This window comes from Herbiconiux solani NBRC 106740 (genome assembly GCF_001571005.1).
In the GTDB taxonomy this organism is placed as follows: domain Bacteria; phylum Actinomycetota; class Actinomycetes; order Actinomycetales; family Microbacteriaceae; genus Herbiconiux; species Herbiconiux solani.
This window is the reverse complement of sequence record NZ_BCST01000010.1, coordinates 44,513-69,915: the sequence shown is the minus strand read 5'-3', so window position 1 is coordinate 69,915 and position 25,403 is coordinate 44,513. Positions and strand designations below refer to the sequence as shown.

24 protein-coding genes are annotated in these 25,403 nt (G+C 70.8%); 13 read left to right on the top strand and 11 right to left on the bottom strand.

Features of this window, described 5'->3' with window-relative positions; translation table 11 throughout:
• Nucleotides 1-36: 36 nt before the first annotated feature.
• Nucleotides 37-423, bottom strand: coding sequence for a VOC family protein (locus HSO01S_RS16625; protein ID WP_066043434.1), 387 nt, complete (start codon nt 421-423; stop codon nt 37-39).
• A 279-nt stretch (nt 424-702) separates the two neighbouring features.
• Here HSO01S_RS16625 and HSO01S_RS16620 point away from each other — a divergent pair, with 279 nt between their 5' ends.
• The gene (locus tag HSO01S_RS16620) at nt 703-945 is read left to right on the top strand and encodes a hypothetical protein (RefSeq protein ID WP_066043433.1); all 243 of its coding nucleotides are present in this window, start codon (nt 703-705) and stop codon (nt 943-945) included.
• A 98-nt stretch (nt 946-1,043) separates the two neighbouring features.
• On the opposite strand, the gene HSO01S_RS16615 is transcribed toward HSO01S_RS16620, so the two are convergent.
• The 3 genes from HSO01S_RS16615 to HSO01S_RS16605 are packed head-to-tail and all read right to left on the bottom strand — an operon-like array spanning nt 1,044 to nt 4,086.
• Nucleotides 1,044-2,234, bottom strand: a complete 1,191-nt coding sequence (locus HSO01S_RS16615; RefSeq protein ID WP_066043432.1) for a heparan-alpha-glucosaminide N-acetyltransferase domain-containing protein — start codon at nt 2,232-2,234, stop codon at nt 1,044-1,046.
• Nucleotides 2,235-2,266: 32 nt separating this feature from the next.
• Complete coding sequence (locus HSO01S_RS16610) at nt 2,267-3,226, bottom strand: ThiF family adenylyltransferase (RefSeq protein WP_066043431.1); 960 nt, start codon at nt 3,224-3,226, stop codon at nt 2,267-2,269.
• Nucleotides 3,223-4,086, bottom strand: coding sequence for a hypothetical protein (locus HSO01S_RS16605; protein ID WP_174523001.1), 864 nt, complete (start codon nt 4,084-4,086; stop codon nt 3,223-3,225). The genes HSO01S_RS16610 and HSO01S_RS16605 overlap by 4 nt, the downstream gene beginning before the upstream one ends.
• Before the next feature lie 192 nt (nt 4,087-4,278).
• Here HSO01S_RS16605 and HSO01S_RS16600 point away from each other — a divergent pair, with 192 nt between their 5' ends.
• On the top strand, nt 4,279-5,142 hold the full coding sequence (locus HSO01S_RS16600; protein ID WP_169800003.1) for a TetR/AcrR family transcriptional regulator: 864 nt from the start codon (nt 4,279-4,281) through the stop codon (nt 5,140-5,142).
• 30 nt (nt 5,143-5,172) lie between these two features.
• Here the strand turns inward: HSO01S_RS16600 and HSO01S_RS16595 are convergent, their stop codons facing one another.
• Both HSO01S_RS16595 and HSO01S_RS16590 read right to left on the bottom strand, forming a co-directional pair.
• Nucleotides 5,173-6,336, bottom strand: coding sequence for a hypothetical protein (locus HSO01S_RS16595; RefSeq protein ID WP_066043430.1), 1,164 nt, complete (start codon nt 6,334-6,336; stop codon nt 5,173-5,175).
• Entirely contained in the window at nt 6,333-7,538 is a 1,206-nt protein-coding gene (locus HSO01S_RS16590) for a sensor histidine kinase (protein ID WP_066043429.1), read from the bottom strand. Before HSO01S_RS16590 ends, HSO01S_RS16595 begins: the two co-directional genes overlap by 4 nt.
• A gap of 166 nt (nt 7,539-7,704) precedes the next feature.
• On the opposite strand from HSO01S_RS16590, the gene HSO01S_RS16585 reads away from it, so the two are divergent.
• From HSO01S_RS16585 to HSO01S_RS16565, 5 genes are all read left to right on the top strand, one after another.
• The gene (locus tag HSO01S_RS16585) at nt 7,705-11,460 is read left to right on the top strand and encodes a cell wall-binding repeat-containing protein (RefSeq protein WP_157079128.1); all 3,756 of its coding nucleotides are present in this window, start codon (nt 7,705-7,707) and stop codon (nt 11,458-11,460) included.
• 130 nt (nt 11,461-11,590) lie between these two features.
• Complete coding sequence (locus HSO01S_RS16580) at nt 11,591-12,235, top strand: TetR family transcriptional regulator (protein WP_066043427.1); 645 nt, start codon at nt 11,591-11,593, stop codon at nt 12,233-12,235.
• Nucleotides 12,148-12,747, top strand: a complete 600-nt coding sequence (locus HSO01S_RS19150; protein WP_084361777.1) for a VanZ family protein — start codon at nt 12,148-12,150, stop codon at nt 12,745-12,747. The genes HSO01S_RS16580 and HSO01S_RS19150 overlap by 88 nt, the downstream gene beginning before the upstream one ends.
• Before the next feature lie 44 nt (nt 12,748-12,791).
• Nucleotides 12,792-13,331 (top strand): GtrA family protein, encoded by a 540-nt coding sequence (locus HSO01S_RS16570; protein ID WP_169800001.1) that lies wholly within the window; start codon nt 12,792-12,794, stop codon nt 13,329-13,331.
• Nucleotides 13,332-13,565: 234 nt separating this feature from the next.
• A complete protein-coding gene (locus HSO01S_RS16565; protein WP_066043425.1) occupies nt 13,566-16,256 on the top strand; it encodes a CocE/NonD family hydrolase in 2,691 nt (896 codons plus the stop codon).
• Between the two features lie 111 nt (nt 16,257-16,367).
• On the opposite strand, the gene HSO01S_RS16560 is transcribed toward HSO01S_RS16565, so the two are convergent.
• Nucleotides 16,368-16,829, bottom strand: a complete 462-nt coding sequence (locus tag HSO01S_RS16560; protein WP_066043424.1) for an SRPBCC family protein — start codon at nt 16,827-16,829, stop codon at nt 16,368-16,370.
• 87 nt (nt 16,830-16,916) lie between these two features.
• On the opposite strand from HSO01S_RS16560, the gene HSO01S_RS16555 reads away from it, so the two are divergent.
• Both HSO01S_RS16555 and HSO01S_RS16550 read left to right on the top strand, forming a co-directional pair.
• Nucleotides 16,917-17,141 carry a hypothetical protein gene (locus HSO01S_RS16555; protein WP_066043423.1) on the top strand — a complete coding sequence of 75 codons (225 nt, stop codon included), beginning with the start codon at nt 16,917-16,919 and terminating at the stop codon, nt 17,139-17,141.
• A 281-nt stretch (nt 17,142-17,422) separates the two neighbouring features.
• Complete coding sequence (locus HSO01S_RS16550; protein ID WP_066043422.1) at nt 17,423-17,758, top strand: hypothetical protein; 336 nt, start codon at nt 17,423-17,425, stop codon at nt 17,756-17,758.
• Nucleotides 17,759-17,873: 115 nt separating this feature from the next.
• Here the strand turns inward: HSO01S_RS16550 and HSO01S_RS16545 are convergent, their stop codons facing one another.
• Nucleotides 17,874-18,545, bottom strand: coding sequence for a TetR/AcrR family transcriptional regulator (locus HSO01S_RS16545; protein ID WP_218003830.1), 672 nt, complete (start codon nt 18,543-18,545; stop codon nt 17,874-17,876).
• Nucleotides 18,546-18,708: 163 nt separating this feature from the next.
• Between HSO01S_RS16545 and HSO01S_RS16540 the strand changes: the two genes are divergently transcribed.
• The 3 genes from HSO01S_RS16540 (at nt 18,709) to HSO01S_RS18455 (ending at nt 20,881) form a co-directional block, all read left to right on the top strand.
• On the top strand, nt 18,709-20,178 hold the full coding sequence (locus tag HSO01S_RS16540) for an MFS transporter (protein ID WP_066043421.1): 1,470 nt from the start codon (nt 18,709-18,711) through the stop codon (nt 20,176-20,178).
• 181 nt (nt 20,179-20,359) lie between these two features.
• Complete coding sequence (locus HSO01S_RS16535; RefSeq protein WP_066043420.1) at nt 20,360-20,590, top strand: hypothetical protein; 231 nt, start codon at nt 20,360-20,362, stop codon at nt 20,588-20,590.
• Nucleotides 20,591-20,692: 102 nt separating this feature from the next.
• The gene (locus HSO01S_RS18455; RefSeq protein WP_084361776.1) at nt 20,693-20,881 is read left to right on the top strand and encodes a DUF2188 domain-containing protein; all 189 of its coding nucleotides are present in this window, start codon (nt 20,693-20,695) and stop codon (nt 20,879-20,881) included.
• Between the two features lie 83 nt (nt 20,882-20,964).
• Here HSO01S_RS18455 and galE read toward each other — a convergent pair whose 3' ends face one another.
• Genes galE through galT form a run of 3 tightly spaced genes read right to left on the bottom strand, consistent with a single transcriptional unit; the run spans nt 20,965 to nt 24,445 of the window.
• Complete coding sequence (galE, locus tag HSO01S_RS16530; RefSeq protein ID WP_066043419.1) at nt 20,965-21,933, bottom strand: UDP-glucose 4-epimerase GalE; 969 nt, start codon at nt 21,931-21,933, stop codon at nt 20,965-20,967.
• Nucleotides 21,930-23,243 (bottom strand): galactokinase, encoded by a 1,314-nt coding sequence (gene galK, locus HSO01S_RS16525; protein WP_066043418.1) that lies wholly within the window; start codon nt 23,241-23,243, stop codon nt 21,930-21,932. Before galK ends, galE begins: the two co-directional genes overlap by 4 nt.
• Nucleotides 23,240-24,445: a galactose-1-phosphate uridylyltransferase gene (galT, locus tag HSO01S_RS16520; RefSeq protein ID WP_169800000.1), complete on the bottom strand. Its 1,206-nt coding sequence runs from the start codon at nt 24,443-24,445 to the stop codon at nt 23,240-23,242. Before galT ends, galK begins: the two co-directional genes overlap by 4 nt.
• 71 nt (nt 24,446-24,516) lie before the next feature.
• On the opposite strand from galT, the gene HSO01S_RS16515 reads away from it, so the two are divergent.
• The gene (locus HSO01S_RS16515) at nt 24,517-25,386 is read left to right on the top strand and encodes a DeoR/GlpR family DNA-binding transcription regulator (RefSeq protein WP_084361775.1); all 870 of its coding nucleotides are present in this window, start codon (nt 24,517-24,519) and stop codon (nt 25,384-25,386) included.
• Nucleotides 25,387-25,403: the final 17 nt, after the last annotated feature.

Genomic DNA, 25,403 nt, shown 5'->3' with positions numbered 1-25,403 from the left:
TCTATTCGAACACATGTTCGAAACTGGTGCAACCGGTCAGGCCTGGTACAGCTCCAGCGGCTGCCCGTCGGGGTCGAAGAAGAACATCATCGCGGCGCCGGTGTGGGGGTCGGTGCGGAGCTCTTCGCAGCGCACGCCCTTCTCCAGCAGCTCGGCCCGCGCATCCGCCACCGAGTCGACGGCGAAGGCCAGGTGCCGGAGGCCGGTCGACTCGGGCCAGCTGCGCCGCTCGGGCGGGTCGGGGAAGGAGAACAGCTCGATCAGGTACTCGCCGTTGAGGGCCAGGTCGCCCATCCACGAGTCGCGCTCGGCGCGGTAGACCTCGCTCAACAGCGTGCAGCCGAGCACGTCGAGATAGAAGGCCTTCGACCGTTCGTAGTCGGTCGCAATGACGGCGATGTGGTGCACGCGCTTCAGCTTCACCCGAGCATTCAAGCACGCCGCGGGCAAAAATTTAGCGGGATGAGAGGACCCGATACTCTCATCCCGCAAGGAGGCGTCAACGGTCCCGTCATGTTCAGCCGTTACCCTTACGGCCATGATCCAGGACCGTCTAGGACGTCCCCGTTGGCCTCACATTACACTGTCGGGCCTCCGGGAGAAGACCCAGGGCGCCGCCAATTCGACATCCGGCGCAACCTGGCGTCAGATTTTATTCTCCTCGTAACATGCGCGTTGGCTGGGAGGATTACTCTCGGTCTCGTGAACGAGATTGTGATCCACCGCAAGAGCGAGACCATCGCGATCCTCTGCCGCCCGGAAGACGATCCGGAGACGAGCACGCCGCTCGCCACCGTGTATCTGATGAAGGACGGCTGGCACATGAAGCTCACGCATCGGCACGACCGCTTCGCCTGGAAGGGGCCCTTCGAGGCTCCCGAAGACGCGATCGAGCACTACACGCCCGCCGATGCGACCGGGCCCATCATGAGGATCGCCGTCTGACGCGACGGCACTGAGGCATCCGCGGGGGTGGATGCCTCCTACCACTGCGGCCTCCGCCAGCTCGCCGCCAGGCTGCCGCCAGGCCACCGGCGGGTCACTCAGGGTCTCAGATAGACGCCCGCACGGCGCATCAGGCACGCGAGCAGGATCCAGAACGCGAGCGCCGCCACGGTGAAGCCGAGCTGGGCGTCACCCGCGATGGCGAAGTTCTGAGCGAGCTCTTCGGCGATCGGTACCCCGGATGCGGTGGGCCGCTCGAGCACGCTCATCACGACGTGCGACCCGAAGTAGACCAGCAGGCTGTTGCGCCCGAGGGCCACCAGCGGCCAGATCGCCACCCGGGTCACGGGGCCGAGCCGTCGGCGGTCGGCGATCAGGTGGCCGACGAGGAGCGCGATGGTCGTCACGGCGGCGACGCGGAGCGCGAACGGCGGGGTCCAGAGCCGTTTCATCACGAGGGGGACGTCACCGGTCACGAGCTCGGGCACCCAGAGCGAGAGCTGCGCTAGGAGCGCGAAGGCTAGCGCAAGGGCGCCGAGAGGCAGGATGGCGGCCGTCACCCCGCCGCGAGGCCCGCGAGTCGCGGTCGCCACACCTCCGCCCGGAGGGCGGGTCAGGGCAGCAGGGCGCGACGAGCGCCGCCGGACGGCGAGCAGCACGTGTCCCGCCGTCGCACCCGCCGACGCGCTGATCAGGGCTCCCAGCAGCGCGACGAGCCCGACGGGGTCGTACCCCGCCGCCCCCTGGTGATACAGGTGGATGCCGCCGAAGAGCATCGGGTCGATCACCCCCGACGGGTTGCAGGTCGCAGACAGCACGCCGCCCTCGCATCCCCTCGCCCAGACCGCGAGGAGCGTCGCGTGGCCGGCCGCGAGCACGACCGTCGCGATCCCCCAGGCGATCCAGCCGCGGAGCACGAGGTGCAGCAGCCCGATCACCGCGACGACGCCGGCGTACAGCTGGAGCACCCCGGTGAACCACCAGGTCTCCCCCACCCAGGAGTCGAGGGCGATCGCGTTGTAGACGAGCCCCACCAGGAGCAGCACCGCCACCCGCCGCGCGAGCGGCCCGAGCTTCACCCGCCGATGGAACGCGAACGCGAGCCCGCACCCGGTGAGGGTGACGAACACCGGGAAGATCACATCCATCGGCTGCACACCGTCCCAGGGCGCGTGCGCGAACCACGGCTCGGTCGCGAGCAGGGAGTTGACCGTGATGCTCGCGACGAGCATGACGCCGCGGACGAAATCGAGGCTCGTGATGCGGGGCTGGTCAGCGGAAGGGGCCATTCACTGAGAATACCTCAGCAAGGCAAACGGCCTCAGGGGCGGGGCGGGGCGGGGGCGCGACGGGCGAGGTCGGCGTGGGTGTAGCTGGCCGCGGGGTTGCGGCCGAAGCGGTCGCGGAGGGCCGCCGTGAGCACGTGGCGGAGGTGGGTTGCGCGGGAGGCGCGGATGACCTTGCCGCGCATCAGGTAGGCATCCAGGAGCGCCAGCCGGGGCGCCCAGATCGGGCTGCGGCGACGATTCATGACACCGGCCGCGGCGGTCAGGTGCAGGAACGCCTGCGTCGTTCCGATCGCACTCGCGAGATCGACCCCCGGGGCGATCGACGGCAGTGAAGGACGTTCGCCGGTGGGGCCGTCGGTGGTCATCGCGACCAGGCCCCGCAGATCGCTGTAGGGCGGCACGTACGGCAGGAAACGGCCGAAGTCGATCTTCTGCTGCGCGATCTCGTCGAGCGGGGCGTCGTCGCCGAGCCCCATGAAGCGCTCGAAGGTGAAGCGGCTCCGCGGGTGGAAGGCCGTGACGGTCGCGGCGAAGCCCACGTTCACCACCAGCAGATCCGGGATGCCGAGCACGCGGGCATGCCGGGCGATCGTCGTGCCGATCTCCGGATGCGTGGTCTCCGACTCATCGAAGACCAGGGTCGCCCCGGCCAGGAACTCGGCCGCGTTCTCGACCGTCACGCCGTCGTGGTACCGGTGCACCACCGCATCCGGGTTGATGTCGCGCACCTGCTCACGGAAGACGTCGACCTTCGAGCGGCCGTAGGTGGACGCCGACGCCCCCGGCACCCGGTTCGCGTTCTGCGGCTCGAATTCCTCGGGATCGGCGACGGCGAAACTGGCCACGCCCATCCGGGCGAGCTTGGTGCCGACCTGGAAGCCGACACCGCCGACCCCCGCGATGGCGACCCGGGAGTTCATCAGGGCCGCCTGTTCCGCTTCGCTCCAGAACCCGTAGTTGCGCGAGAACTCGGGCGCGTCGAGCGACTTCATCCGCCCTCGACCACAGCCTCGGCAGAGAAGGACGGGGTGGGGGCCGCGACGACCGCCGGGACGGCTGAGCCCGCGGCAGCGGCCGCAGCGGCCTCGCGCTGCACTCGGGAGATCCGGCCGAAGTACTCCAGGGCGCCGTCGGCGGCCACGAGCTGGCCGAGGATCGTGGCGTTCCGCTCTGTGATCCGCTCGGCCGACCCGGCGAGGTCGAACTCGACCGGGAGGTTGTAGTCGAGGTAGTGCTCGATGTACCGGGGCTCGCCGATCCGCGAGATCGCCAGCACGCCGGCGAGGTGGCGCTCGAGCCACGGCTCGATCACCGCGAAGGTGCGGCCGACGTCGTGCGAGGAGAAGTACGAGGACATCAGGGCGAACAGGTGCCACTGCACCAGTTCCTGCATCGCGACGCGCTCGTGCCGGGCGATCACGCGAGACACCTCGACGCTGCCGAGGTCGAGCGGATCCTCCGCGAAGAGCTCCGGGCAGAACTCCTCGACGGGCAGCGGCCGGTCGACGCCGTCGGCCCCCTTGATGATCGTGCGCGCGACGCCGACGATCCGGACGCCTTCCGGCGCGTTCTCGAGCACCGCGAAAGTGACGGAGCGGGCGTCGTCAGCGTCGCGATCGGTTCCGTCGTCCGAGAGATCGGACGGGTCGAGCTGACCGGTCTGCTCCACGTAGACCCGGCGGCGGAACTCGAAGTGCTGGTGGTAGGCGTCCTCGAACCCGGGGAGGGCGACGCCGTTGATCCCGATGATGCCGGTGGCGAGGCGCGCTTCGGGATCGGTCAGGAAGGCCGGGGACCCGACGATGACCGGGATGACCGCAGCATTGCTGACGGATCGATCAATACGCGACACCGCTCGACCTTCGCGCTGGGACCCGTACAGTCGTCATCCGGACCACTTCGAATCCTCCGTCGTAACAAGGGGCGGATGGCCGTCCGGCGTGTCCGCGCGGCGCACGCAGCCGTTTGACCCGAGCATAGAAGCGCGGCATGTCGTTTGCAACTTGAGACAAGATGTCCCAAGATGATTCCGGAAAGGGCAATCATGTCTGAGAACAGCTGGTCCAAGTCGGCCGCGGGTCGCGTTCGCGTCCCCAAGGACGAGGTGCGCACCAAGCTTCTCGACACCGCCCTCGCCCTCGTGCAGAGCAACGGCCTCACCGTCGGCTTCGAGCACCTGCTGATGGACGACCTGATCAAGGCCGCCGGCGTGCCCCGCAGCTCGGTGTACCGCATCTGGGAGTCGAAGGAGGCCTTCTTCGAGGAGCTCCTGAGCGAGGTCGCCAACCAGGTCTCCCCCGGCCGCGCCGACGAGGAGTCATTGGTCGCGACCTGGGAGTACCTCGGTTTCCGCGCGGACGAGCTGCGCACCGCCGAGGGCCGCCGCCGCATCCTGGTCGACGTCACCGGGATCGCGGCCGAGCAGAACTTCGAGTCGGTCACCTCCTCGGTGCAGTGGCGCACCTACGTGGCCCTCTCCAGCACCGCCCTCTCCTACCCCGACCAGCGGGTGCGCGAGCGCATCATCGAGGCGCTCCGCAACAGCGAACTCGCCTTCCTCGACCAGATGGAGGTGTTCTACCGCAACATCGTGCCGGCGGTGGGCTACCGTCTGCGGCCCGACCTCAACGACGACTACCGGCCCCTGGTGGTGGCCGCGGCCGCGATCATCGAGGGCCTGGGCATCGCTCGCACCACGATCCCCGACCTGGTCGAGGCCCGCTACAACGTCGACAACGACGGCCGGCCGGCCGAGGTCTCGCTCGCGGCGATCTCGTACCACGCCATGATCATGGCGTTCATCGTGCCCGACCCGAACTACGACGCGGATGCCGCCATCGCGCGCCTCTCGGGCGGCATCGACGAGATGCCCGTCGTGCAGCCGCGCAGCCGCGGCATCGACGACTAGCCAGGCAGCCCGACTAGCCAGGCAGCCCGACTAGCCAGCCTCCGCCTCATAGGCGAAGAGCAGCCTGAGCTCCCCCTCCTCGGCCGTGACGGTCGAGCGCCCGAACACCGACCCCATCACGGTCAAGAACGTCCCGAGCCGGAACCGGGCTCCCGCCTCGGTCCCGTCGTACGGGAACCGCAGCAGCACGCTCCGATGCCGGCCCACCGCATCCACTCGAAGCCGCACCGGGTCGCCGGGCTCCCCGAACTCGCCGGAGGCCCGCAGCCGCAGCACCGCGGTCGTCAGGGCCCGCAGCGCCACCTTCTGCTCCATCGACAACTCGTCACCCCGCCCCGCCTCGTCGCGCACGACGAGTTCGCCGGGGTTCGCCCTCGCCATCCGCTCGAGCCAGGGCAGGCCCATGTCGGTGATGATCACCGAGCGCAGCACCGCCGACATCCTCCGCGCCCGCAGGATGTCGGCCTCGCCGACCGCGTCGCGTTCCAGGATGCCCGTGAGGAACGGCACGAGCTCGACCGAGAGGGCGTTGCGTCCGGTCTCGCGCAGCAGTTCGCGCACGCGGATGCGCACCCGGCGCGTCAGCCCGCCCACCTCCTTCGCGGCCGACTCCGCCTCTCGCGAGAGCGCGAGGCTGGCCCGGTAGGAGAAGACGGCTCCTGCGGCCCCGAAGAGGATGACGGGGGTGGCCGCGATCACGGCGGCGGTCGTCGAGGCCGGGATCGAGCTCGTCGGCGCCTCGAGCGCGGAGGTGACCCCGACGGCGAGCGCCGACACCGCGGTCGCCGCGGCGAGGTCGCGCCCGGGCCGGAACTCGGCGAAGGCAAGGATGAGGACGCCGACCACGATCGGCCCCCACCTGTCCCAGATCAGGTCGGCGGAGTCCCAGCTGCCGACGGCCGAGGCGATGTTGGCGAGGTTCACGGTGACCACGGCGGCGGCGAAGCCGCGGAACCGCACCGGGGTGCGGACGGGATCGGTCACGACGACGAGGATCGACGTCGCCACGACGAGCAGCAGCAGCGCGGCGGAGGCGGCAGCGGCGTCGGTGATGAGGTCGGCGCCGATCACTGTCCTGAGGATGGCGTAGACCAGCACACCGGCACCGGCGACCCCGATCAGGGGATAGATCGCCCCGGCGCTGATCGGGTCGAAGCGGTGCGGAGCGCTCCGCCAGGCGAGGAAGCCCCTCATGGTCGCGTCGCCTCCCCCGGCCAGCGGTGCTCGGGAGCGACCGGGAGGGTGAACAGGTAGGCGGTTCCGCTGCCGGGCGAGGTCCAGAGCTTGACCTCGCCCCCGACGTCCTGGATGCGGCCGCGGATCGACTGGGCCACCCCGAGACGGTCGGCCGGGACCGCGGTCTCGTCGAAGCCGGAGCCGGCGTCCGCGACCATCACGACCACCGCATCCGGAGCGCCGTCGACCCCGATCTCGGCGCGGTCCGTGCCGGAGTGCTGCTGCACGTTGACGAGGGCCTGCCAGAGCGCGAGCGCGGTCGCGGTCACGACCTCGGGCGTCAGCCGGTGGAGGGAGGCGATGTCGCCGCCGACCTCGATCACGAGGCCCTCGCTCCGCATGCCGTCGATGACCTCGGCGACGAGCCCGGGGAGCGTGCCGCGGTCGGGGCCCGCGGTGTGGCTCGGCCACCAGGCGCCCTCCTCGATCATGGTCAGGTCGCGGCGGATGGCGCCCCGCTGGGTGTCGCTGAGCGGGCCGGGCTCCTGGTGGGAGAGCACGGTGAGCTCGCTCAGCACGGTGTCGTGGAAGAGCGCGACGACCTGCGCCTCGAGCTCCTGCTGGTAGGCGATCGCGTCCGACTCGCGGCGGGCTCGTTCGACGGCCCGGAAATCGACGGCCGAACGCCGGCGGAACACTAGGTTGGACACCCCGACCGCCAGGATCACGAAGGTCGAGAAGGCGGTCATCGAGTCGAAACGGGGGAAGATCCCCGTGCAGATCGCGGTGAGGAGCACGGCCGTCTGCCCGAACAGGTAGGCCAGCGCGATGAAGACGATCGACCGGGCGCCGAGCACGGTGGGGGCGATCGTGTAGACGAAGGCGATCTGCGGCAGGGCCAGGAGGAACGGCGACTCGGCCAGCGCGGGTGGGGCGTTCATCAGGATGATCCCCGCGTACGCGCCGATGCACGCCGAGCCGGCGACGAGGTAGAGCACCATCACCGGCACGGTCCGCCTCAGATGGGCGAGCACCATGAGCCCGGCCAGCGGGACGAGCAGGAGGAGGGCCGCCCAGGAGTCGTGGTCCGGCGAGGCGATGTTCCGCAGCACGACGAGGACGGCCGCGATCACCAGGGCGCTCGAGCCGAGGCCGAGGGTGGCGCTGGAGAGGGCGGCGGCGGAGCTGCGCGCACTCGCTCCCTGCGGAAGTGCCGGCACGTCCCCTCCCCCCGAGGTCCTGCGAGAAGTGTGTCACGACCGGCCGTCGCCGTTCGTTAGACGATCGTCTGTAAACAGTGTGTTTCCATCCTATTTCGCGGGCCTTCCGGCCTCGCCCGCGCCGATAGCGTGCTGAGGATCCCCCCTTTTACCGAGTAGGAGACCTGTGTCCGCATCACATCCGCGGTGGAGGGCGGCAGCCGTGTTCACGGCCGTCGTCGCCGCCGTGACTCCCGCCTTCCTGAGCGCTCCGGCGTTCGCCGCCCCGGCGGCCCCCGCAGCGGTGTCAGCAGCCGCCGCCCTGTCCATCGCCTCACCCGTCGCAGCCGGTGACGACTTCACGGTCACCGAGGTGCCCGGCGGCTACCAGGTCACGAAGACCCTGAGCGAGCCGATCGAGGTGCGCAGCGACGTCCCGACCCTGTGGGCCGACGGCGTCGAGCTGGGCGCCGCGACCGAGTCGCTGGACGGCCTGACCCTGACAGTCACGACCCCCGACGAGGCCGCGGCCACCGCGACCGTCGTCGACCAGGGCTGGCTCGGTTCGGGCGACCCCGCCGTCGCGGCCGACGTCGACCGCTCCGCGGCCGAGCAGCTCGCCACCCAGCTGCCCTCGACGCTGGTCAACCCGGTGCTCGCCGCCGACCCGACCGCGGCCGGCAGCTACGCGGTGAAGCGCCTGGACTACAACCTCGGTGACGAGGCCGAGGACATCCGCGGCTTCAACCGGAAGGGCGAGATCCGCGCGGCCGTCTTCATGCCGGAGGGCGTGACGGGCGAGGCTCCCGTCGTCGTCTTCCTGCACGGCCGGCACACCTCCTGCACCGGCGGCACGCGCAACCCGCTCGCCTGGCCCTGCGGACCGAACCAGGTCGACGTCGCCAGCTACCTCGGCTACAACGACGCGGCGCAGATCCTCGCGTCGCAGGGCTACGCCGTCGTCTCGATCTCGGCGAACGCGATCAACGCACTCGACGGCACGCTCGCCGACGACACCGGTGCGCTCGCCCGTGCCCAGCTCGTGATGGATCACCTCGCGCTGCTCCGCGCCGCGAACGAGGGCGTCGACAACGGCCTGAGCCCCGAGCTCAAGGGCCACCTCGACCTCGGCAACGTGGGCCTGATGGGCCACTCCCGCGGCGGTGAGGGCATCATGCGTGCCGCCCTCCTCAACCTGCAGCAGGGCGAGCCCTACGGCATCAAGGCGGTCCTCCCGCTCGCTCCGACCGACTACACCCGCATGACGGTGCCCGGCATCCCGACCGCGGTCGTCCTCCCCTACTGCGACGGCGACGTCGAGGACCAGATGGGCCAGAAGTACATCGACGACTCCCGTCACGCCTACGGCGACGACGTGTTCCGCTCCTCGGTGCTCATCATGGGGACGAACCACAACTTCTTCAACACCGCGTGGACCCCCGGCAAGTACCCGGTCGCGACGAGCGACGACTGGTCCATCATGGACTCCCGTCAGACCGACCCGACCTGTGGCGCCAACGTCTCGACCACCCGCCTGAACAGCGACGAGCAGTACCAGGCCGGCAACGCTTACATCGCCGCGTGGTTCCGCCTGACCCTGGGCGGCGACGACGAGTTCATGCCGATGTTCGACGGTTCGGATGCGAAGCCCGCCTCGGCCGGTTCGAAGGCCGACGTGCGCGTCTCCGCCACGCATGCCCCGAGCGACCGCACGGACATCAACCTGTTCACGGCTCCCGACCAGACCATCCAGGCGACCGGCGCCGGCACCTACCAGGCGTGCGTCAGCATGAGCCCGCTAGACGTGCCGTCGACGCTGCCGTACTGCGTGACGAAGCTCGGCTTCGCCCAGGCGCCGGACTACGGCTTCCTCAGCACCCCGTACGGCAACGGCCGTGCGACCTCGGTGCCGTCGACCCCGTCGCTGCACTTCACCTACACCGCTCCGGCCTCGGCCACTGCGGCAGCCGGTCAGCTCCGCATCCCGGTCCCGGCCGCGGCCTCGGACTTCAGCGCTCACGAGAGCCTGTCGTTCCGGGTCTCTCCGGATGACTCGGTCGCGGTCGGTGGCAGCACCGACCTCACGGTGACCGTCGTCGACTCCAAGGGGGGCACGGCCTCCGTCACCGCCTCGAGCTTCGGCGACGCCCTCCGGGTGCTGCCGGGTTCGGTCGACCCGCTCCGCAAGGTGCTGCTGCAGCAGATCGAGATCCCGACGACCGCCTTCACGGGCGTCGACATCACCACCGTGCAGCAGGTGCGCCTCACCGCGCCCCGGGCGGCCGGCGGCGTGCTGCTCTCCGACCTCAGCCTGCTGAAGCCGGTCACGCTCGGTACGCCCGAGCTCTCGACCCGACCGTTCGTCTCGATGACCGACGTCAAGGTCGAGGAGGGCGCCGGTGTCAGCTACGCCGATCTCCCGGTCGTGCTCTCCCGCCCCGCCGAGGTGCCCACCACGGTGTACGTCAGCGCGATCGCCCCGAACGGCTCGAGCAAGGTGCTCTCGGCCATGCAGCAGGTCGACTTCGCGGTCGGCGAGATCTGCAAGCCGGTCACCGTCGCGGTGCAGGGCGACTCGACCGCGGGTTCCGCCGCGTCGGCGAGCTACATCACCAACGTGTCGAACACCCAGCAGGGTGCGACCCTCGGCGAGGCCTTCGGCAGCATCCTGGTCCGCGAGGACGACGGTGTGGTCACGGGCGGCCAGCCCGGCACCCCGCTGCCTCCGGTCGGCACGCAGGGCGACGCCTGTGCCGAGGCGCTCGCCGCCCCGGGCACGCTGACCCTGTCGTCGGCGACCGCGCACCCGGGTGACACGATCACCGTCACGGGGTCCGGGTTCCGGAGCGGCGAGTCGGTCTCGCTGACCCTCGCCGGTGCATCCGTCGCCGCCCCCGTGGTCAGCACCGACGGCTCGGTGTCGTTCACGGCCACCGTCCCCGCGGATGCGGCCTTCGGCGAGGCGGCCCTCACGGCCGTCGGCGCCGGGTCGGCGTTCACGGCCACGGCCGCGCTCCAGGTGACCATCCCGGTCGACCGGATCGCGGGCGCGGACCGGTACGAGGCCTCCGTGGCCGCATCCATGGCCGGCTTCCCCGAGGGCGCGAAGACCGTCTTCGTCGCGTCGGGCGAGTCGTTCCCGGATGCGCTGTCGGCGGCGCCCGCCGCCGCGGTCGCCGGTGCGCCGATCCTGCTCACCCAGGCCGGCTCGGTCTCGAGCGCGGTCTCGGATGAGATCGGACGCCTCAAGGCGTCCTCCATCGTGATCGTGGGCGGGCCGAACACCATCAGCCCGGCCGTCGAGGCGGAGCTGGCGAAGATCGCCCCGGTCGAGCGCCTGCAGGGCACCGACCGCTACGCGACCTCGCGAGCGATCGCGGAGTCGGCGTTCGGCACCGGGTCCGGCGCGGAGCCGGGCGCGAGCACCGCGGTGCTGGCGGCGGGGTCGAACTTCCCCGACGCACTGTCGGCGGGTTCGGCGATCGCCGGTCAGGGTCCGGTGATCCTGGTCGACGGCACCGCATCCGCTCTGGATGCGGCCACCACCGACCTGCTGAAGGAGCTGAAGGTGACCGACATCGTGATCGCCGGTGGTGAGGGGTCGGTCTCAGCCGGCATCCAGACCGCCGCGGCCGGTATCGCGACCACCGAGCGTCTGTCGGGTGCGGACCGGTACGCGTCGTCGCGGGCGATCAACGCGCACTTCTTCACCTCGGCCGACCGGGTCCTCCTGGCGACGGGTGAGAAGTTCCCGGATGCGCTCGCCGGGTCGGCGCTGGCTCCGAAGCTGGGTGCTCCGCTGTTCACGGTCCCGTCCGGGTGCGTCCCGGCCGAGACCCTGGCGCAGATCACCGCGCTCGGCGCCCGCCAGGTCACCCTCCTCGGCGGGGTCGCGACCCTGACCGAGGCCGTCGAGGACCTCACCCCCTGCACCGCAGGCTGAGCCCCGCCCCGCCGATCGGCTGGACGACATGACGAAGGCCCGCTCCCCGGTTCCCCACACCGGGGAGCGGGCCTTCCCCTTTCCCTCGCGACTCCCAGGTGCCGGGGACCGCCGGCACTACGCTGACGCCATGCCCACGCGCCAGCAGCAGAAGGCGGAGACCCGCTCCGCCATCCTCCACGCCGCCGCGACCGAGTTCGCGACGCAGGGCTTCGCCGCCGCCACCTTCTCGAGCATCGCGGCGCGGATGGGCCGGCCCAAGTCGGCGCTCAGCTACTACCAGTTCCGTTCCAAGGACGAGATGGCCTGCGCGATCGTCGAGGAGCAGTTCGCGGTCTGGGAGCGCTTCCACGCCGCCGCCCTGGCGCAGGCGCCGGCCGGCCTGCCGCGACTGCTCAGCCTCCTGCTGACCACCGCGCTCGACACCCGCTCGGGCCCGTACGGCGGCGCCACCGTGCGACTGCTGCTCGAGCGCACCCGGCGGGGCATCGACCTCCCGGAGCCGCCCTTCGACTGGACCGCGTTCATCCGCGGCGAGGTCGAGGAGGCGGTCGCCTCGGGCCAGCTGCCGCCCTCCTCCTCCGTCCAGGAGGTGGCCGACATGATCACCAGCACGAGCTTCGGCGTCTACGAGGCCGACAACCAGGGCCTGCGCCCCGTCGACCTGCGCGTCGAGCTGCCTCAGATGTGGCGGAAGCTGCTGACCGGGCTCGGCGCCCGCGACGCGGACGGCCTGATCTCCGCGGTCGTCGACCTCTCGACGGAGCCGTCCTGACCGCCCCGGCCGGCCCGCGCGAACCCGGCCCGCGCACGCCCCGCCCGAGCCCCGGCCGCCTGCGCCCCGCCCGACTGCGCCTGGCCGCCGCCGTGCTGCTGGCGGTCTACGCTGTCGTGGTCCTCGTGATCGTCGCCTGGCCCACACCGGTCGACGCCGGCAGCCAGGGCGAGTGGCTGAAACACGTGCTGAAGGCCCTGCACGACCGGAGGCTGCTGGTCTTCCTGGGCTATCCGCAGGTCGAGTTCCTGGCGAACGTCGTGATGTTCGTGCCTCTGGGGCTGCTGGGCGGTGTCGTGCTCGGCCGCGGGCGCTGGGGATGGATCATCCTGGCCGGGTTCGCCGCGTCGGGCCTGATCGAGACCCTGCAGTTCTTCTTCATCGCCGGACGGTACGGCACGGTCGACGACGTCATCGCGAACACGCTCGGCACGCTCGTGGGCGCCCTCGTCGCTCGCCGGATCCTCCGGATATCGAATTCATCACGGATCGGGCATTCAGCGAGTTCCTAGCCGACCGGGGATACGGTGGTGAAGTGCGTTCAGTATTCCGAGTGGTGACAGCGAACCCTTCGCTGATCAGATTCCTGATCATCGGCGGGGCTTCCTTCGTCATCACGATGGTCATCAACTACGGGTTGAAGATCTTCGTCATCCCCGATCAGCCCGTCACGGCGCTGGCGATCGGCACCATCGTGGCCACGATCTTCTCCTACTGGATGAACAAGAAGTGGTCCTTCGACGACCGGGGCGAGCTGCGCACCTGGCACGAGATGCTGCTCTTCGCCGCGGTCAGCCTGATCGGTATCGGCCTGAACTCGGCTCCGCTGTACGTCTCGCGGTACTTCTTCGGTCTCGCGACACCGAACGTCTCGCTCCTCACGCAGGAGATCGCCGACTTCGCGAGCGGCGCCATCCTCGGAACCCTGATCGCCATGGCCTTCCGCTATTGGGCGATGAACCGCTTCGTCTTCCCCAAGGCCCGCGTCACCACGCCGGCCGCCGCCGCGGCGGTCGCCGCTGCGAAGGGCCTCGCCGCGGTCTCCACCGCGACCGCCAGCACGGCCGCACAGGCCTCGCGCCCCGCCGCCGACTAGGCCGGATCCCGCCCGCCCGGGTCGCTTGAGACTTGGGAGTTGGAGTCTCAACGCTTTTTGGCTAGCCTCACTTCATGCCGTGTACGGCCCCGTCTGTTTCGGGTTCAGGCCGGGCCGTACACCGCTTCTCTCACCGGGTTCTCCTTCGCGGTCCCGACGTGAAATTGTTAAAAGCATGTGAACTGTGAATCAATTCACTATGAATGCCTGTAGATGAACCGATAGGCATAAGGCATGCCTTCGTTGAAGAACAGCACACAGTCCGATTCCCATCCCAGGCGGGGTCGATACAGGCCCGGGCGATTCGGTCGCCTCGGTGGAGCCGTCGTCGCGGCCACCGCACTCGCCCTCTCCCCCGTCTTCGCTCCGGCCGCCGCCTTCGCGGCACCGGGTGTCGACGAGATCAGCATCGTCGACGGCGAGACCGCCCCGGTCTTCGGCTACGCCGACGCCGTGCGTGAGCACATCAAGATCCCCGTCGCGGGTGTCGATCAGGACGGTGACGGCGTCGACGACGTCACCTCGATCGAGATCATCCGCCCCGCCGCCTCCGAGGCGGGCCTCAAGGTGCCGGCGATCATCGACGCCAGCCCGTACTACACCACGGTCGGCCGTGGCAACGAGTCGCAGCTGATCGCCGACACGGACGGCGACGGCATCAACGACGTCTGGCCGCTGTTCTACGACAACTACTTCGTGCCCCGCGGCTACGCCGTGATCCTCGCCGAGATGGATGGCACGGGCTACTCCACCGGGTGCCCGATGCAGGGCGGCCCCGGCGACATCGCGAGCATGAAGGTCGTCATCGACTGGCTGCAGGGCCGGGTCGCGGGCTACGACAACTCCGGCGCCGCGGTGACCGCCGACTGGCACAACGGCAAGGCCGGCATGATCGGCAAGTCCTACGACGGCACGCTGGCCAACGGTGTGGCCGCCACGGGCGTCGAGGGCCTGACGACCATCGTCCCGATCTCGGCCATCTCGAACTGGTACGGCTACTCCCGCACCGGCGGCATCCGCCACAACACGCACTACCCGGCCAGCCTGTCGAACACGGTCACGAACCCCGACCGGCGCGCGCTCTGCGCCCCGACCCGGGATGCGATGAACCTCGTCGACGGGGACGCCACCGGTGACATCAACGACTTCTGGGCGGCGCGCGACTACCGCACCGACGTCGGCGACGTGAAGGCCTCGGTCTTCGCCGTGCACGGCCTGAACGACGACAACGTGCGGATGAGCCAGCTCGGCGACTACTGGACCGAGCTCGGCGAGCAGAACGTGCCGCGCAAGATCTGGCTGGCCCGACTCGGTCACGTCGACCCGTTCGACTACAACCGCGCCGAGTGGGTGCAGACGCTGCACCACTGGTTCGACTACTGGCTGCAGGGCGTGCCCAACGGCATCATGGATGAGCCGATGGCGACCGTGGAGACCATGGAGCCCGGCGTCTACGAGGACTACACCAGCTGGCCCGTCCCCGGCACCGAGGACGTCGAGCTGAAGCTCGCGGCCACGACGGCGGGTTCCGCCGGCACCCTGCAGCTGCAGGACAGCACGGGGCTCCCGACCGTGAGCTTCACGGGCCCGGCGAACTCGCCGAACGAGAACACGCTGATGACCGCACCCGAGGGTCAGCAGGCCTCGCGCCTGTCGTTCCTCTCGCAGCCGCTCACGGAGCCGCTGCACGTGTCGGGCCAGGCGATGATCGACCTCACGGCGTCGCTCAGCCAGGACCAGTCGAACCTCGGCGCACTGCTGGTCGACTACGGAACCGCGACCCGCATCCCGCGGAGCCCCGGTGACGGCGTCGTGAACACCGCGGTGCGTTCGTGCTGGGGAGAGCAGAGCGCGAGCGACAACGCGTGCTACCTCGAGGTCGAGCGCCGCTCGTCCACCGTGGAGCAGTGGCGCGTCGCCCGCGGCGCCCTCGACTCGTCGAACCGCGACTCCCTGATCGAGGGGCAGGCCACGCCGGTCGTGCCCGGCCAGCCGTACACGTTCAGCTGGCCGCTCGAGCCGTACGACCACGTCTTCGAGGCGGGTCACCGCATCGGCGTCGTGCTGACCACGAACCTCTCGGGCTTCGTGGCCGGGTCGCCGAGCGCGACCGTCTCGCTCGACACCACCGTCAGCTCGATCACCCTCCCGGTGGTCGGCGGCACGGCTGCCGCCGTCGCCGCGGGCGGCCTCGGCGTGCCCGACCCCTCGACCGTCGCCTTCGACCTCGGCGGACACGGCACGGCGATCGCCCCGCAGACGGTCGTCTACGACGGCACCGCGACCGAACCGGCCGAGCCGGCCGAGGCGGGCTTCGTCTTCCAGGGCTGGTTCGCCGACGAGGCCCGGACGGTCCCGTTCGACTTCGCGACCCCGATCACCGCGGACACCACCGTGTACGCGCTCTGGTCGACCGTCGCGGACGCGGTGCGGAGCCTCCAGGTCACGGCGAGCGCGCTGAGCGTCGACCAGGGCGGTTCGGTCACCCTGACCGCGACCGGCTTCGACGCCGACGGCGAATCGCTCGGCGACGTCACCTCCGCGGTGACGTTCTCGAGCTCGGTCGCGACCGACGTGATCGAGGGCGCCACCGTGCGTTTCCCGCACGCCAGCCCGCACGTGATCACGGGAACGCTCCGTGACGTGTCGGCGAGCGTGACGATCGAGGTCGTGCCGGCCGCCGTGCCGACGCCCACCGCCACCCCGTCCCCGACGGGCACCCCGAGCCCGAGCGCCACGTCCGCCCCGGCGGGCACGGGCACCGGATCGGGATCGGCCACGGGCGACCTCGCGTCGACCGGAGCCACGGTGATGATCCCGCTCGCGATCGTGGTCGCGCTGCTGGTGCTGGGCGGCGGAGCCGTCCTGATCACCCGTCGCCGTCGCCACGCGGCGGATGCGGGACCGAGCGGCTCGGAGGAGTAGCCTCCCGGCGGATCTCCGCCCCACGGCCCGATGGCCGGGCATTGCGTCGTGAGACGCGGTGCCCGGCCATCGGCCTGTCCGGCCCGGGACGGGCTGCGGAGCTGCTGCGGTCTAGCCGCGTACGCCGAGCTGCCCCAGGTGCTCGGCGAGACCGTCGAGGGCGCTCTCCCAGCCGTCGAAGAAGTCCGAGTCGCCGCTCATGCCGTCGACGCCCGTGATCTCGAAGGTCAGCCGGGTGAGTTCGCCGAGATCGGCGATCGTCACGGTGACCAGCGGGGCATCGGCGGGCGAGGCCGCCGGATCGCCCCAGGTGAAGGCCAACCGCGTGAACGGTTCGACCTCGACGTAGACCCCTCCCGTGGGGTAGGAGTCGCCGGTCGTCTCGTCGACCATCGTGTACCGGTAGTGCTCACCGACACGGGCGTCGATGCTCACGGTGTCGCGCGGGGTCGTGAGGCCGCGGGGATGCCACCAGGCGGCTGCCTCGTCGGCATCCGTCCAGGCCGTCCAGATGGCCTCGGGGGTGGCGTCGAATTCGCGGGTCAGGGTGAATCCCTGGGATTCGTCTCTCATCGTGGTGCTCCTTCGCTTCGGATGGGCGTTCGTCAACCCCGTCTGCTCCGGCGTCGAGCGCGCGAGGTGCCGGGTAAACTCGAGGTCATGGGGAATCGGCTGTCGCGCACGGAGCGCGCCCGCCGGATCGTGATCGTGCGCAGGGTGGCCAAGGGCCTGATGCGCCTCGCCGGCGCCTGCGCGATCGCGGGTCTCGCCGTGAGCGCGATCCCGGGCATCCGGCTGCCGGGCTGGATCTTCGGCCTCGGGATGCTGTGGGCCGCGATCATCGCCGGCATCCTGTGGGCGATCAGTCACGCCCGCGAGCGCTGACGGCGCGTCACGGGCGCAGGTCGTCAACCGGAGGGGTTCTCGACCGGAGATCCGTCGGGTTCAGTGCCCGTCTCGGGGTCGACGGTCTCGGGGTCGGGGGTCGAGGGGTCGGTCTGGGGCTCGGGCTTGGGGTCGCTCATGCTGGTCTCCGATTCTGAAAAGTGATGATTCCGTCAGTCAACGCCGATCACCGGCATCCCGCATCCATTGCCGCCGTACCGCACCATTGCCGCATCCCGCACCCATTGCCGATAACGACGGAAGGGAGAACGCTTCAGGGTATGGAACGCATCCACTATGCCAACGACTCGCTGCTCACCGGGCACGCCATCGCGAAAGCCGTCGTCGACTACGCCGAAGCGCTCGCCAAGAACAACACGTCGGGGTCGATGGAGATCCCCGTCCGGCACGAGGACGGATCCCTCGGCCGAGCGAACCTGCTCCTCGGCCCGGCGAGCCAGGTGGTCACCGAGACCGAGGAGTCGGACCTCGACGACGTCGTCGACGACGAACTCGTGGCACGGCTGCGCGCCTTGATCGGCGACCTCGCGCCCGCACGGCCGCAGGGCGAGCCCGTCTCCGAGCAGACGGACACGCGGGACTACGACGACCTCTGAGCCCGGCAGACGTGTGAGTTCCCGGGAAGACGACAGCCCCCGGCCCCTCGTCACGGGACGGGGATCCGGGGGCTGCCTGGATTCATCTGAACCATCTCGTCACTGATGATTACTTCTACGAATGTAGGCCGGTATCGGCTGGTTTCCCAGGGGCTTCCCGTGCGGCAGGGGCGCGAGTAGGCTCCGCCTCCGGTCCGCCGCCCGGAAGACCGAGCAGGGTCGCGACGAGGCCGGCGAGCGGGCCTTCGAGCTGGTCGGTCGTGGCCGACGAGAGCGGCTCGAGGCCCGACGAGCGCCGGAACAGAGCGACCCCGATGCCGGCGGCCAGCACGAGCTGGGCCCGGAGCAAGGCGTCGTCGCTCGCGCCTCCCGCTCTCCCGGCCGCTCCGGCCAGCATCCCGGCGAATTCGCGCAGCGCCTCCTTGCGGATGACGTCGGCACGATCGTCGCCCGAGGAGCGGAGCAGGAGCAGCAGTTGCAGCGACTGCTCCCCGTCCGGCGCCTCGGTGAGGGTGCGGACCACGGCGTCGATCAGGCCCTTCGGCGTGCCGTCGGAGGACGGCGTGCGTCCCGCGTCCTCGGCGACCCGGGCGAGGCAGGCCTCGAACAGGCCCTCCTTGGAGTCGAAGTACCGATTGATCAGGGCGACGTTGACGCCGGCGTCGGCGGCGATGTCGCGCACCGTGGTCGGCACGTACCCGTCCCGGGCGAAGCGCTCGCGGGCGGCGTGCAGCAGTCGGCGCCGGGTGTCCTCGGCATCGCGCGGGCGGGGCGGGGTCGTCGTCATCGAAGGTCCTCTCTCGCGGACACCGTATCGGGTCAGGCTGCGGACATCCTTCGACCGTAGGCGATCCCGGCTCCGATGTAAACGCGGGTTGACTTATTGTGACCGCCAGAGGAAGCTTGTGTAAACCCACGTTTACACCCCCCCATCTCACCCCAGGAGAACGATGTCCCGCACGACCGAGGAGCCGTCGACCGGCTCCGTCTCCCTCGCCTCCGGCACGCGGCGCCCGAACACGGTGCTCGTGGTTCTGTACCTCTCGCTGGGAGGGCTCTCGTTCGCCGTGCTGCAGTCGCTCGTCGCCCCGGCACTCGCGACCATCGGGCAGGATCTCGGGGTCGCCACGAGCGACGCGTCCTGGGTGCTGACGGCGTACCTGCTCTCGGCCGCGGTGCTGACGCCCATCCTCGGCCGGCTCGGCGACATGGTCGGCAAGCGCCGGGTGCTCATCATCGTGCTCTCGCTGCTGCTGGTCGGGACCGTGCTCGCCGCGGTCGCGCCGAACCTCGGTGTGCTGATCGTCGCCCGCGCCCTGCAGGGGGCCGCCGGAGCGATCATGCCGCTCTCGATCGGCGTCGTCCGCGACGAGCTGCCCAAGGAGCGCGTCAGCGTCACGATCGGCCTGCTCTCGGCGATCTTCGGCATCGGCGCCGGGGTCGGCATCGTCGCCGCGGGACCGATCGTCGAGAACCTCTCGTGGCACTGGCTGTTCTGGCTGCCCGCCGTGCTCATCGTCGTCGCCCTGCTGGGCGTGATCTTCGGAATGCCCGAGTCACCCGTGCGGTCGCCCGGCCGTCTCGACCTGCTCGGCGCCGGCATCCTGGGCGTCTCGGTGGTGTCGATCCTGCTCGCGATCAGCGAGGGTGAGCGCTGGGGCTGGGGCTCCTTCGCCACGATCGGGCTGCTGGTGCTGGGCGCGATCGCCGCGGTCGTGTTCGTGCTCGTCGAGCTGAGGGTCAAGGAGCCGCTGATCGACATGCGGCTGATGCGGATCCGCGGCGTCTGGACGGCCCACCTCGTCGCGCTCGTCTTCGGCTTCGCGATGTTCGGCACCTTCGTGCTCGTGCCGACCCTGCTGCAGCTGCCCAGCGCGACGGGATACGGATTCGGCGAGAGCGTCTCGCAGGCCGGGCTGTTCCTGCTGCCCACCGTCATCATGATGGTGATCTTCGGGCCGGTCGCGGGCATCCTGGTGCGGAAGGTCGGGCCCAAGCCCCCGCTGCTGCTCGGCGGCGTGTTCGCCACCGTGGCGTTCGTGCTGCCCGCGATCGCCCACGGCGAGCTCTGGCAGGTGGTGGTCTCCGGGCTGTTCACCGGAGCCGGGATCGGCCTGGCCCTCGCCTCCGTCTCGAACGCGATCATCGAGAGCGTGCCCGCGACCAACACCGGCGAGGCGATCAGCGTCAACACGATCGCGCGCACCATCGGCAGCAGCGTGGGCACGGCCGTGATCGCGGCGATCATCTCCTCGCACAGCACGCCCCAGGGCCTGCCGACCGACGACGCGTTCACGATCGGGTTCTGGGCCTGCGCGGCCGTCGCGGTGCTCGCGATCATCGCCGCGGCGCTGGCGCCCTCCCTCGCCCAGCGCCGCGCCCAGGCCGCCGCCATCGGGGTCGAGGACTCGGGTCGCTGAGCCCGGTACCCCGTTCGGCCTCGGCCCGACCCGTTCGGGGGCCTATCCGGGCGTTCGGGCACGCCCTAACCTGGCGGTGCAGCCGCCGCACGTCCCACCCGCTCGCGTCGGCTCCGAACGCTGGGCCGGAGACATCGATCGTCATCGCCCTCCGGTCCAGCGGACCGATGAGGAGGCTCCCTTGCCTGACAGCGTCACCCGGTACGGCGCACAGAAGTTCGGCTCGGCGTCGGCCCGCCCCAGGATCGTGAGCGTCTACCGCGGTGCGGGAGGCTGGACGGCACCGCCGGACCGCATCCGGCTCACCCGCGGAACGGCCGAGGAGCTGCGGGAGCTCGGGTACACGATGGTGCGGGTGCGCCTCCGGTTCCGCACGCACGAGGTGTTCATCCGCCGCTACCTCGACTCCTGAGGTCGCCGACCTCGACTCGCGAGTTCGCACGGTTCCGACGACTGTCGCAGGACAGGAACGCGCGGCCGGAGTAGAAAGTACTCAGCTAGCAAAGGAGCCACCATGGCACAAGATGATGTGGACACCTATCACCAGGACGGTTCCTGGTACAACCGGAACTCCGGCGAATCCCGCAACGTGAGCGGCCCCTTCCGCACGAAGGAAGAGGCGATCGAGGCCGGGCGCCGCTACGGCGGTCACCGCCGGCCCGAGCACCACGAGCACCACGGGCACAAGCCGGACGAGGAGTAGCCTGCCGAGCGGCCGGCCGGGCGTGGATGTACCGCCCGGCCGGCCGTTCTCAGTTCTGCGCAGGCGTCAGCTCTGCGCTCTTCTCAGCCACGGGAGGCGGCCTGGTGGGCCGCCCAGGCCGACGCGACCATCTCGCGGAGGTCGTGCCGCATCCGCCAGTCGAGGTCGCGTGCGGCGAGCTCGCCCGAAGCGACGATGCGGGCCGGGTCGCCGGGGCGGCGCGGGCCGATCTCCGGGACGAAGGCGATGCCGGTGACCTCGGCCACCGTGTCCATGATCTGCCGCACCGAGACGCCCTCGCCGCTGCCGAGGTTGTAGGCCGGGAGGAGCTCGTCCCCCACCTCGAGGCGCTTCGCCGCGGCCACGTGGGCCAGTGCGAGGTCGGCGACGTGGATGTAGTCGCGCACGCAGGTGCCGTCGGGGGTGTCGTAGTCGTCGCCGTTGATCCTCGGCACCCGGCCCTCGCTCAGGGCGTCGAAAACCAGCGGGAACAGGTTGTGCGGGCTCGAGTCGAACAGTCTCGGCGACCCCGAGCCGACCACGTTGAAGTAGCGGAGGGCCGTCGCGTGCAGCCCGGCGGCCGTGGCCTGGTCGCGCAGCAGCCACTCGCCGACCAGCTTCGACTCGCCGTAGGGCGACTCGGGGGCCTTCGGGGTCTCCTCGGTCACGAGCAGGGTGTCCGGCGTGCCGTAGACGGCCGCGCTCGACGAGAAGACGACCCGGTCGACGCCGGCCGACTGCATCCGCTCGAGCAGCACCGCGGTGCCCGTGACGTTCTGCTCGTAGGTGTGCAGCGGGCGGGTGACCGAGACCCCGGCGTACTTGTAGCCGGCGACGTGGATGACCCCGGTGACCGCGTGCTCGTCGAGTGCGCGGGCGACCAGTTCGCCGTCGAGGATGCTGCCCCGCACGAACGGCACCGATTCGGGCACGAAGCCCGCGTGCCCGCTGGACAGGTCGTCGAGCACGACGGCGGGCATCCCCGCCTCTGTGAGCGCCTCGACCACGTGGGCGCCGATGTAACCGGCGCCTCCGGTCACGAGCCAGGTCATCGTGCCTCCTCCGTCCCCGCGAGGGGGGTCTCGGCGCGGGGTGAAGCGGCCGGTTCGATCCGCTCGGCCCCCTGCGACGGTGTCACCTCGAACACTACCGGCGCGCGGTAGCCGCCCCGTTCGAAGGCCTCGAGCTGCGCCGCGCGGAGGGCGTCGACCTTGTCGCGGCGGATCAGGGCGATCGACGAGCCGCCGAATCCCCCGCCCGTCATCCGCGACCCGATCGCTCCGGCCAGCCGCGCGGTCTCGACGGCGAGGTCGAGCTCGGGCACCGAGATCTCGAAGTCGTCGCGCATCGAGGTGTGGGAGGCATCCAGCAGGTCGCCGATCGCACCCGGGCCCTGGTCACGCAGCCGGGCCACGAGTTCGAGCACCCGGGCGTTCTCGGTCACGATGTGGCGGACACGACGGAAGGTCTCGTCGTCCATCAGGGACTCGGCCCGCCCGAGGTCGCCGACCTCGACGTCGCGGAGCGAGGGGACCCCGAGCAGGCGCGCCCCGAGTTCGCAGGAGGCACGCCTCGCCGCGTAGCCCCCGGTCGCGTGGGCGTGGGAGACGCGGGTGTCGGTGACGACGATGGTGAGGTCCTGGTCGTCCAGACCCAAGGGCACCGCCTCGGTCGCGAGCGACCGGCAGTCCAGCAGCACCGCCGAGCCGGCCTCGCCGAGCAGCACGGCCGACTGATCCATGATCCCGGTGGGGGCGCCGACGGCCTCGTTCTCGGCCTGGCGCCCGATCGTGGCCAGGGTGCCGCGGTCGTACCCGAGGCCCCAGAGCTCGTCGATCGCGATCGCGACCACCGACTCGATGGCGGCGGAGGAGGACAGGCCGGCGCCGATCGGGATGTCCGAGACCAGGTAGAGGTCGAGGCCGTGCACCGCGGCGAGGTCGGCGCCGTGGCGGCCGGCGGCCCAGACGACCCCGAGGGGGTAGGCCGACCAGCCGTCGAGGGCGTCGGGGGCCAGGTCGTCGATCGCGAACTCGACGACGTCGACGTCGACGTCGACGTCGACGGCGGTTCGGGCCTGGGCTTCGGCTTCGGCTTCGGCCCCGGAGCTGTCAGCGGCAGCAGCCGGCGCCGACGCGCTCGCCACCCGGATGCGGCGGTCGGTGCGGGGCGCCGCGGCCATCACCGTGTGCCGGTCGATCGCGAAGGGGAGCACGAAGCCGTCGTTGTAGTCGGTGTGCTCGCCGATCAGGTTCACTCGGCCGGGTGCCGACCAGAGGGATTCGGGCGCGCGGCCGTAGAGGGCGGCGAAGCCCTCGGCGGCCTCGCGGGCGAGGGCGCTCTCGGCGTCGGTGGCGGTCATGCTCGGGTCTCCTGAGTGGTGGTGGTAGTGATCGTGGTGTTCGCGGTCGCGGTCGTCGCGGTGGGCACCGGGGTGTCCGCATCCGCGCGGGCGAGCGCCTCGCGGAGCAGTCCCGCCGAGACCTCCGGCGGGACGTCGCCGATGAAGGCGCCCATCGCCGACTCCGAGCCGGCGAGGTACTTCATGCGGTCGGCGGCCCTGCGGGGCGAGGTGATCTGCAGCATCAGCCGGATGTCGTCGCGATGCTCGTGCACCGGTGCCTGGTGCCAGGCCGCGATATAGGGCGTCGGGGTGTCGTAGAGCGCGTCGAGCCCGCGGAGCAGTCGGCGGTAGATCACGGCGAGCTCGTCGCGCTCCTCGGGCGTGGTGCCGGCGAAGTCGGCGACCTGGCGGTGCGGCAGCAGGTGCACCTCGATCGGCCAGCGCGCGGCGAAGGGCACGAAGGCGGTGAAGTGGCGGCCGGCGATCAGCACGCGGTCCGATCCCCGCTCGGAGTCGAGGATGTCGGCGAACAACGTCGGCCCGTAGCGCTCGATCGACGAGATCAGCTTCTCGGTGCGGGGCGTGACGTAGGGGTAGGCGTAGATCTGGCCGTGCGGGTGGTGCAGCGTCACACCGATCGCCTCGCCCCGGTTCTCGAACGGGAACACCTGCTGCACCCCGGGCAGCGCCGAGAGAGCGGCCGTGCGGTCGGCCCAGGCCTCGATCACGGTCCGCACCCGGCCGACGGGCAGCCCGGCGAGCGATCCCTCGGTGGCGGGGCTGAAGCAGACGACCTCGCAGCGGCCGATCGAGGGGGTGACGCGGCCGAGGCCGACGCGGCGGAGCATCCCGAGCTGGTCTGCCGGGTCGCTCCCCGGCGAGGCCAGGTCGGGGCCGAACGAGGGCGACTTGTTCTCGAACACCGCGACGTCGTAGTCGCTCGGCACCTCGGTGAGGTTGCCCGGGGTCGACGGCGCGAGCGGGTCGAGGTGCTTCGGCGGGAGCATCACGCGGTTCTGGCGTGCCACGGCGATCGAGATCCACTCGCCGGTCAGCGCGTCCTGCCGCATCTCGGCCACGGGCGGGCGGGGCTGCGGCGGCCGCGCGTCGGCGGCGCGCTCGGGCGGGAGGAGGGTGTCAGCGTCGTCGTAGTAGACGAGTTCGCGGCCGTCGGAGAGCGTGGTGGCGCGCTTGACGACGCCGCCGGTGAGGATCTGCACCCCTCGATTACGGCACTTATGAAAACGAAAGTCAAGCCGCGCATCCGCTTTCACTTCTGTAAGCTCGAGCCATGGACGGATCCGTGCCGCAGCCCACCGCCGTTACTACCGTGCCCGCTGCGACTGCCGTGCCTGCTGCGCCGGCCGCTGCCCGGCGGGTCCGCCTGATCGAGCTCGTGTCGGCCACCGGCTTCGCCCGTGTGGCGGTGCTCAGCCGCGAGCTCGGCGTCTCGGAGGTCACGGTGCGGAGCGACCTCGCGGCCCTCGAGCGCGACGGCGTGCTCGACCGAGTGCACGGCGGGGCGATGCTCCGCGGCCTCGCCGATCGTAGCGAGCCCCCGTTCGAACTGGCCCGCGAATCCTCTGCCGACCAGAAGCAGCGGATCGGCCGCGCGGCCGCCGCCCTGGTCGAGAGCGGCTCGAGCGTGCTGCTCGACGTGGGCACCACCACCGCCGCGGTGGCCGACGCACTGCTTCGCCGGGCCGAGGAGGACGGGCTGGAGGACGTCGTGGTGATCACCAACGGTCTGTCGATCGCCCTGGCGCTCGAACCGGCCATCCCGCGCTTCACGGTCGTGGTCACCGGCGGCACCCTGCGCCCGCTGCAGCACTCGCTGGTCGCGCCCTATGCGTCGATGCTGCTGACGGGCATCCGCGCCGATCTCGCCTTCATCGGCTGCACCGGTGTGGATGCGGCGGCGGGCGTCACGAACGTCAACCTGCCCGAGACCGAGCTGAAGCGCGCCATGCTGGCCGCCGCCGACCGGGCCGTCGTCGTCGCCGACCCGTCGAAGCTGGGGCGCACGAGTCTCGGGGTGATCGGAGCCCTCGACCGCTTCGAGCAGCTCGTCACCGCGGCGCCCGACGAGGGCCGCCCGACGTTCGAGGCCGAGCTCGCGCGGCTGCGGGCCGAGGGGCTCGACGTCACCGTCGCTGAGTGAGCGGGCCGCGGCGCGAG

Excerpts from the sequence above, each read along its gene's own strand:
- HSO01S_RS16615 (WP_066043432.1), bottom strand. The coding sequence starts at position 2,234 with ATGGCCCCTTCCGCTGACCAGCCCCGCATCACGAGCCTCGATTTCGTC.
- HSO01S_RS16610 (WP_066043431.1), bottom strand. The coding sequence starts at position 3,226 with ATGAAGTCGCTCGACGCGCCCGAGTTCTCGCGCAACTACGGGTTCTGG.
- HSO01S_RS16600 (WP_169800003.1), top strand. The coding sequence starts at position 4,279 with ATGTCTGAGAACAGCTGGTCCAAGTCGGCCGCGGGTCGCGTTCGCGTC.
- HSO01S_RS16595 (WP_066043430.1), bottom strand. The coding sequence starts at position 6,336 with ATGAGGGGCTTCCTCGCCTGGCGGAGCGCTCCGCACCGCTTCGACCCG.
- HSO01S_RS16580 (WP_066043427.1), top strand. The coding sequence starts at position 11,591 with ATGCCCACGCGCCAGCAGCAGAAGGCGGAGACCCGCTCCGCCATCCTC.
- HSO01S_RS16565 (WP_066043425.1), top strand. The coding sequence starts at position 13,566 with ATGCCTTCGTTGAAGAACAGCACACAGTCCGATTCCCATCCCAGGCGG.
- HSO01S_RS16560 (WP_066043424.1), bottom strand. The coding sequence starts at position 16,829 with ATGAGAGACGAATCCCAGGGATTCACCCTGACCCGCGAATTCGACGCC.
- HSO01S_RS16555 (WP_066043423.1), top strand. The coding sequence starts at position 16,917 with ATGGGGAATCGGCTGTCGCGCACGGAGCGCGCCCGCCGGATCGTGATC.
- HSO01S_RS16550 (WP_066043422.1), top strand. The coding sequence starts at position 17,423 with ATGGAACGCATCCACTATGCCAACGACTCGCTGCTCACCGGGCACGCC.
- HSO01S_RS16545 (WP_218003830.1), bottom strand. The coding sequence starts at position 18,545 with ATGACGACGACCCCGCCCCGCCCGCGCGATGCCGAGGACACCCGGCGC.
- HSO01S_RS16540 (WP_066043421.1), top strand. The coding sequence starts at position 18,709 with ATGTCCCGCACGACCGAGGAGCCGTCGACCGGCTCCGTCTCCCTCGCC.
- HSO01S_RS18455 (WP_084361776.1), top strand. The coding sequence starts at position 20,693 with ATGGCACAAGATGATGTGGACACCTATCACCAGGACGGTTCCTGGTAC.
- galE (WP_066043419.1), bottom strand. The coding sequence starts at position 21,933 with ATGACCTGGCTCGTGACCGGAGGCGCCGGTTACATCGGCGCCCACGTG.
- galK (WP_066043418.1), bottom strand. The coding sequence starts at position 23,243 with ATGACCGCCACCGACGCCGAGAGCGCCCTCGCCCGCGAGGCCGCCGAG.
- HSO01S_RS16515 (WP_084361775.1), top strand. The coding sequence starts at position 24,517 with ATGGACGGATCCGTGCCGCAGCCCACCGCCGTTACTACCGTGCCCGCT.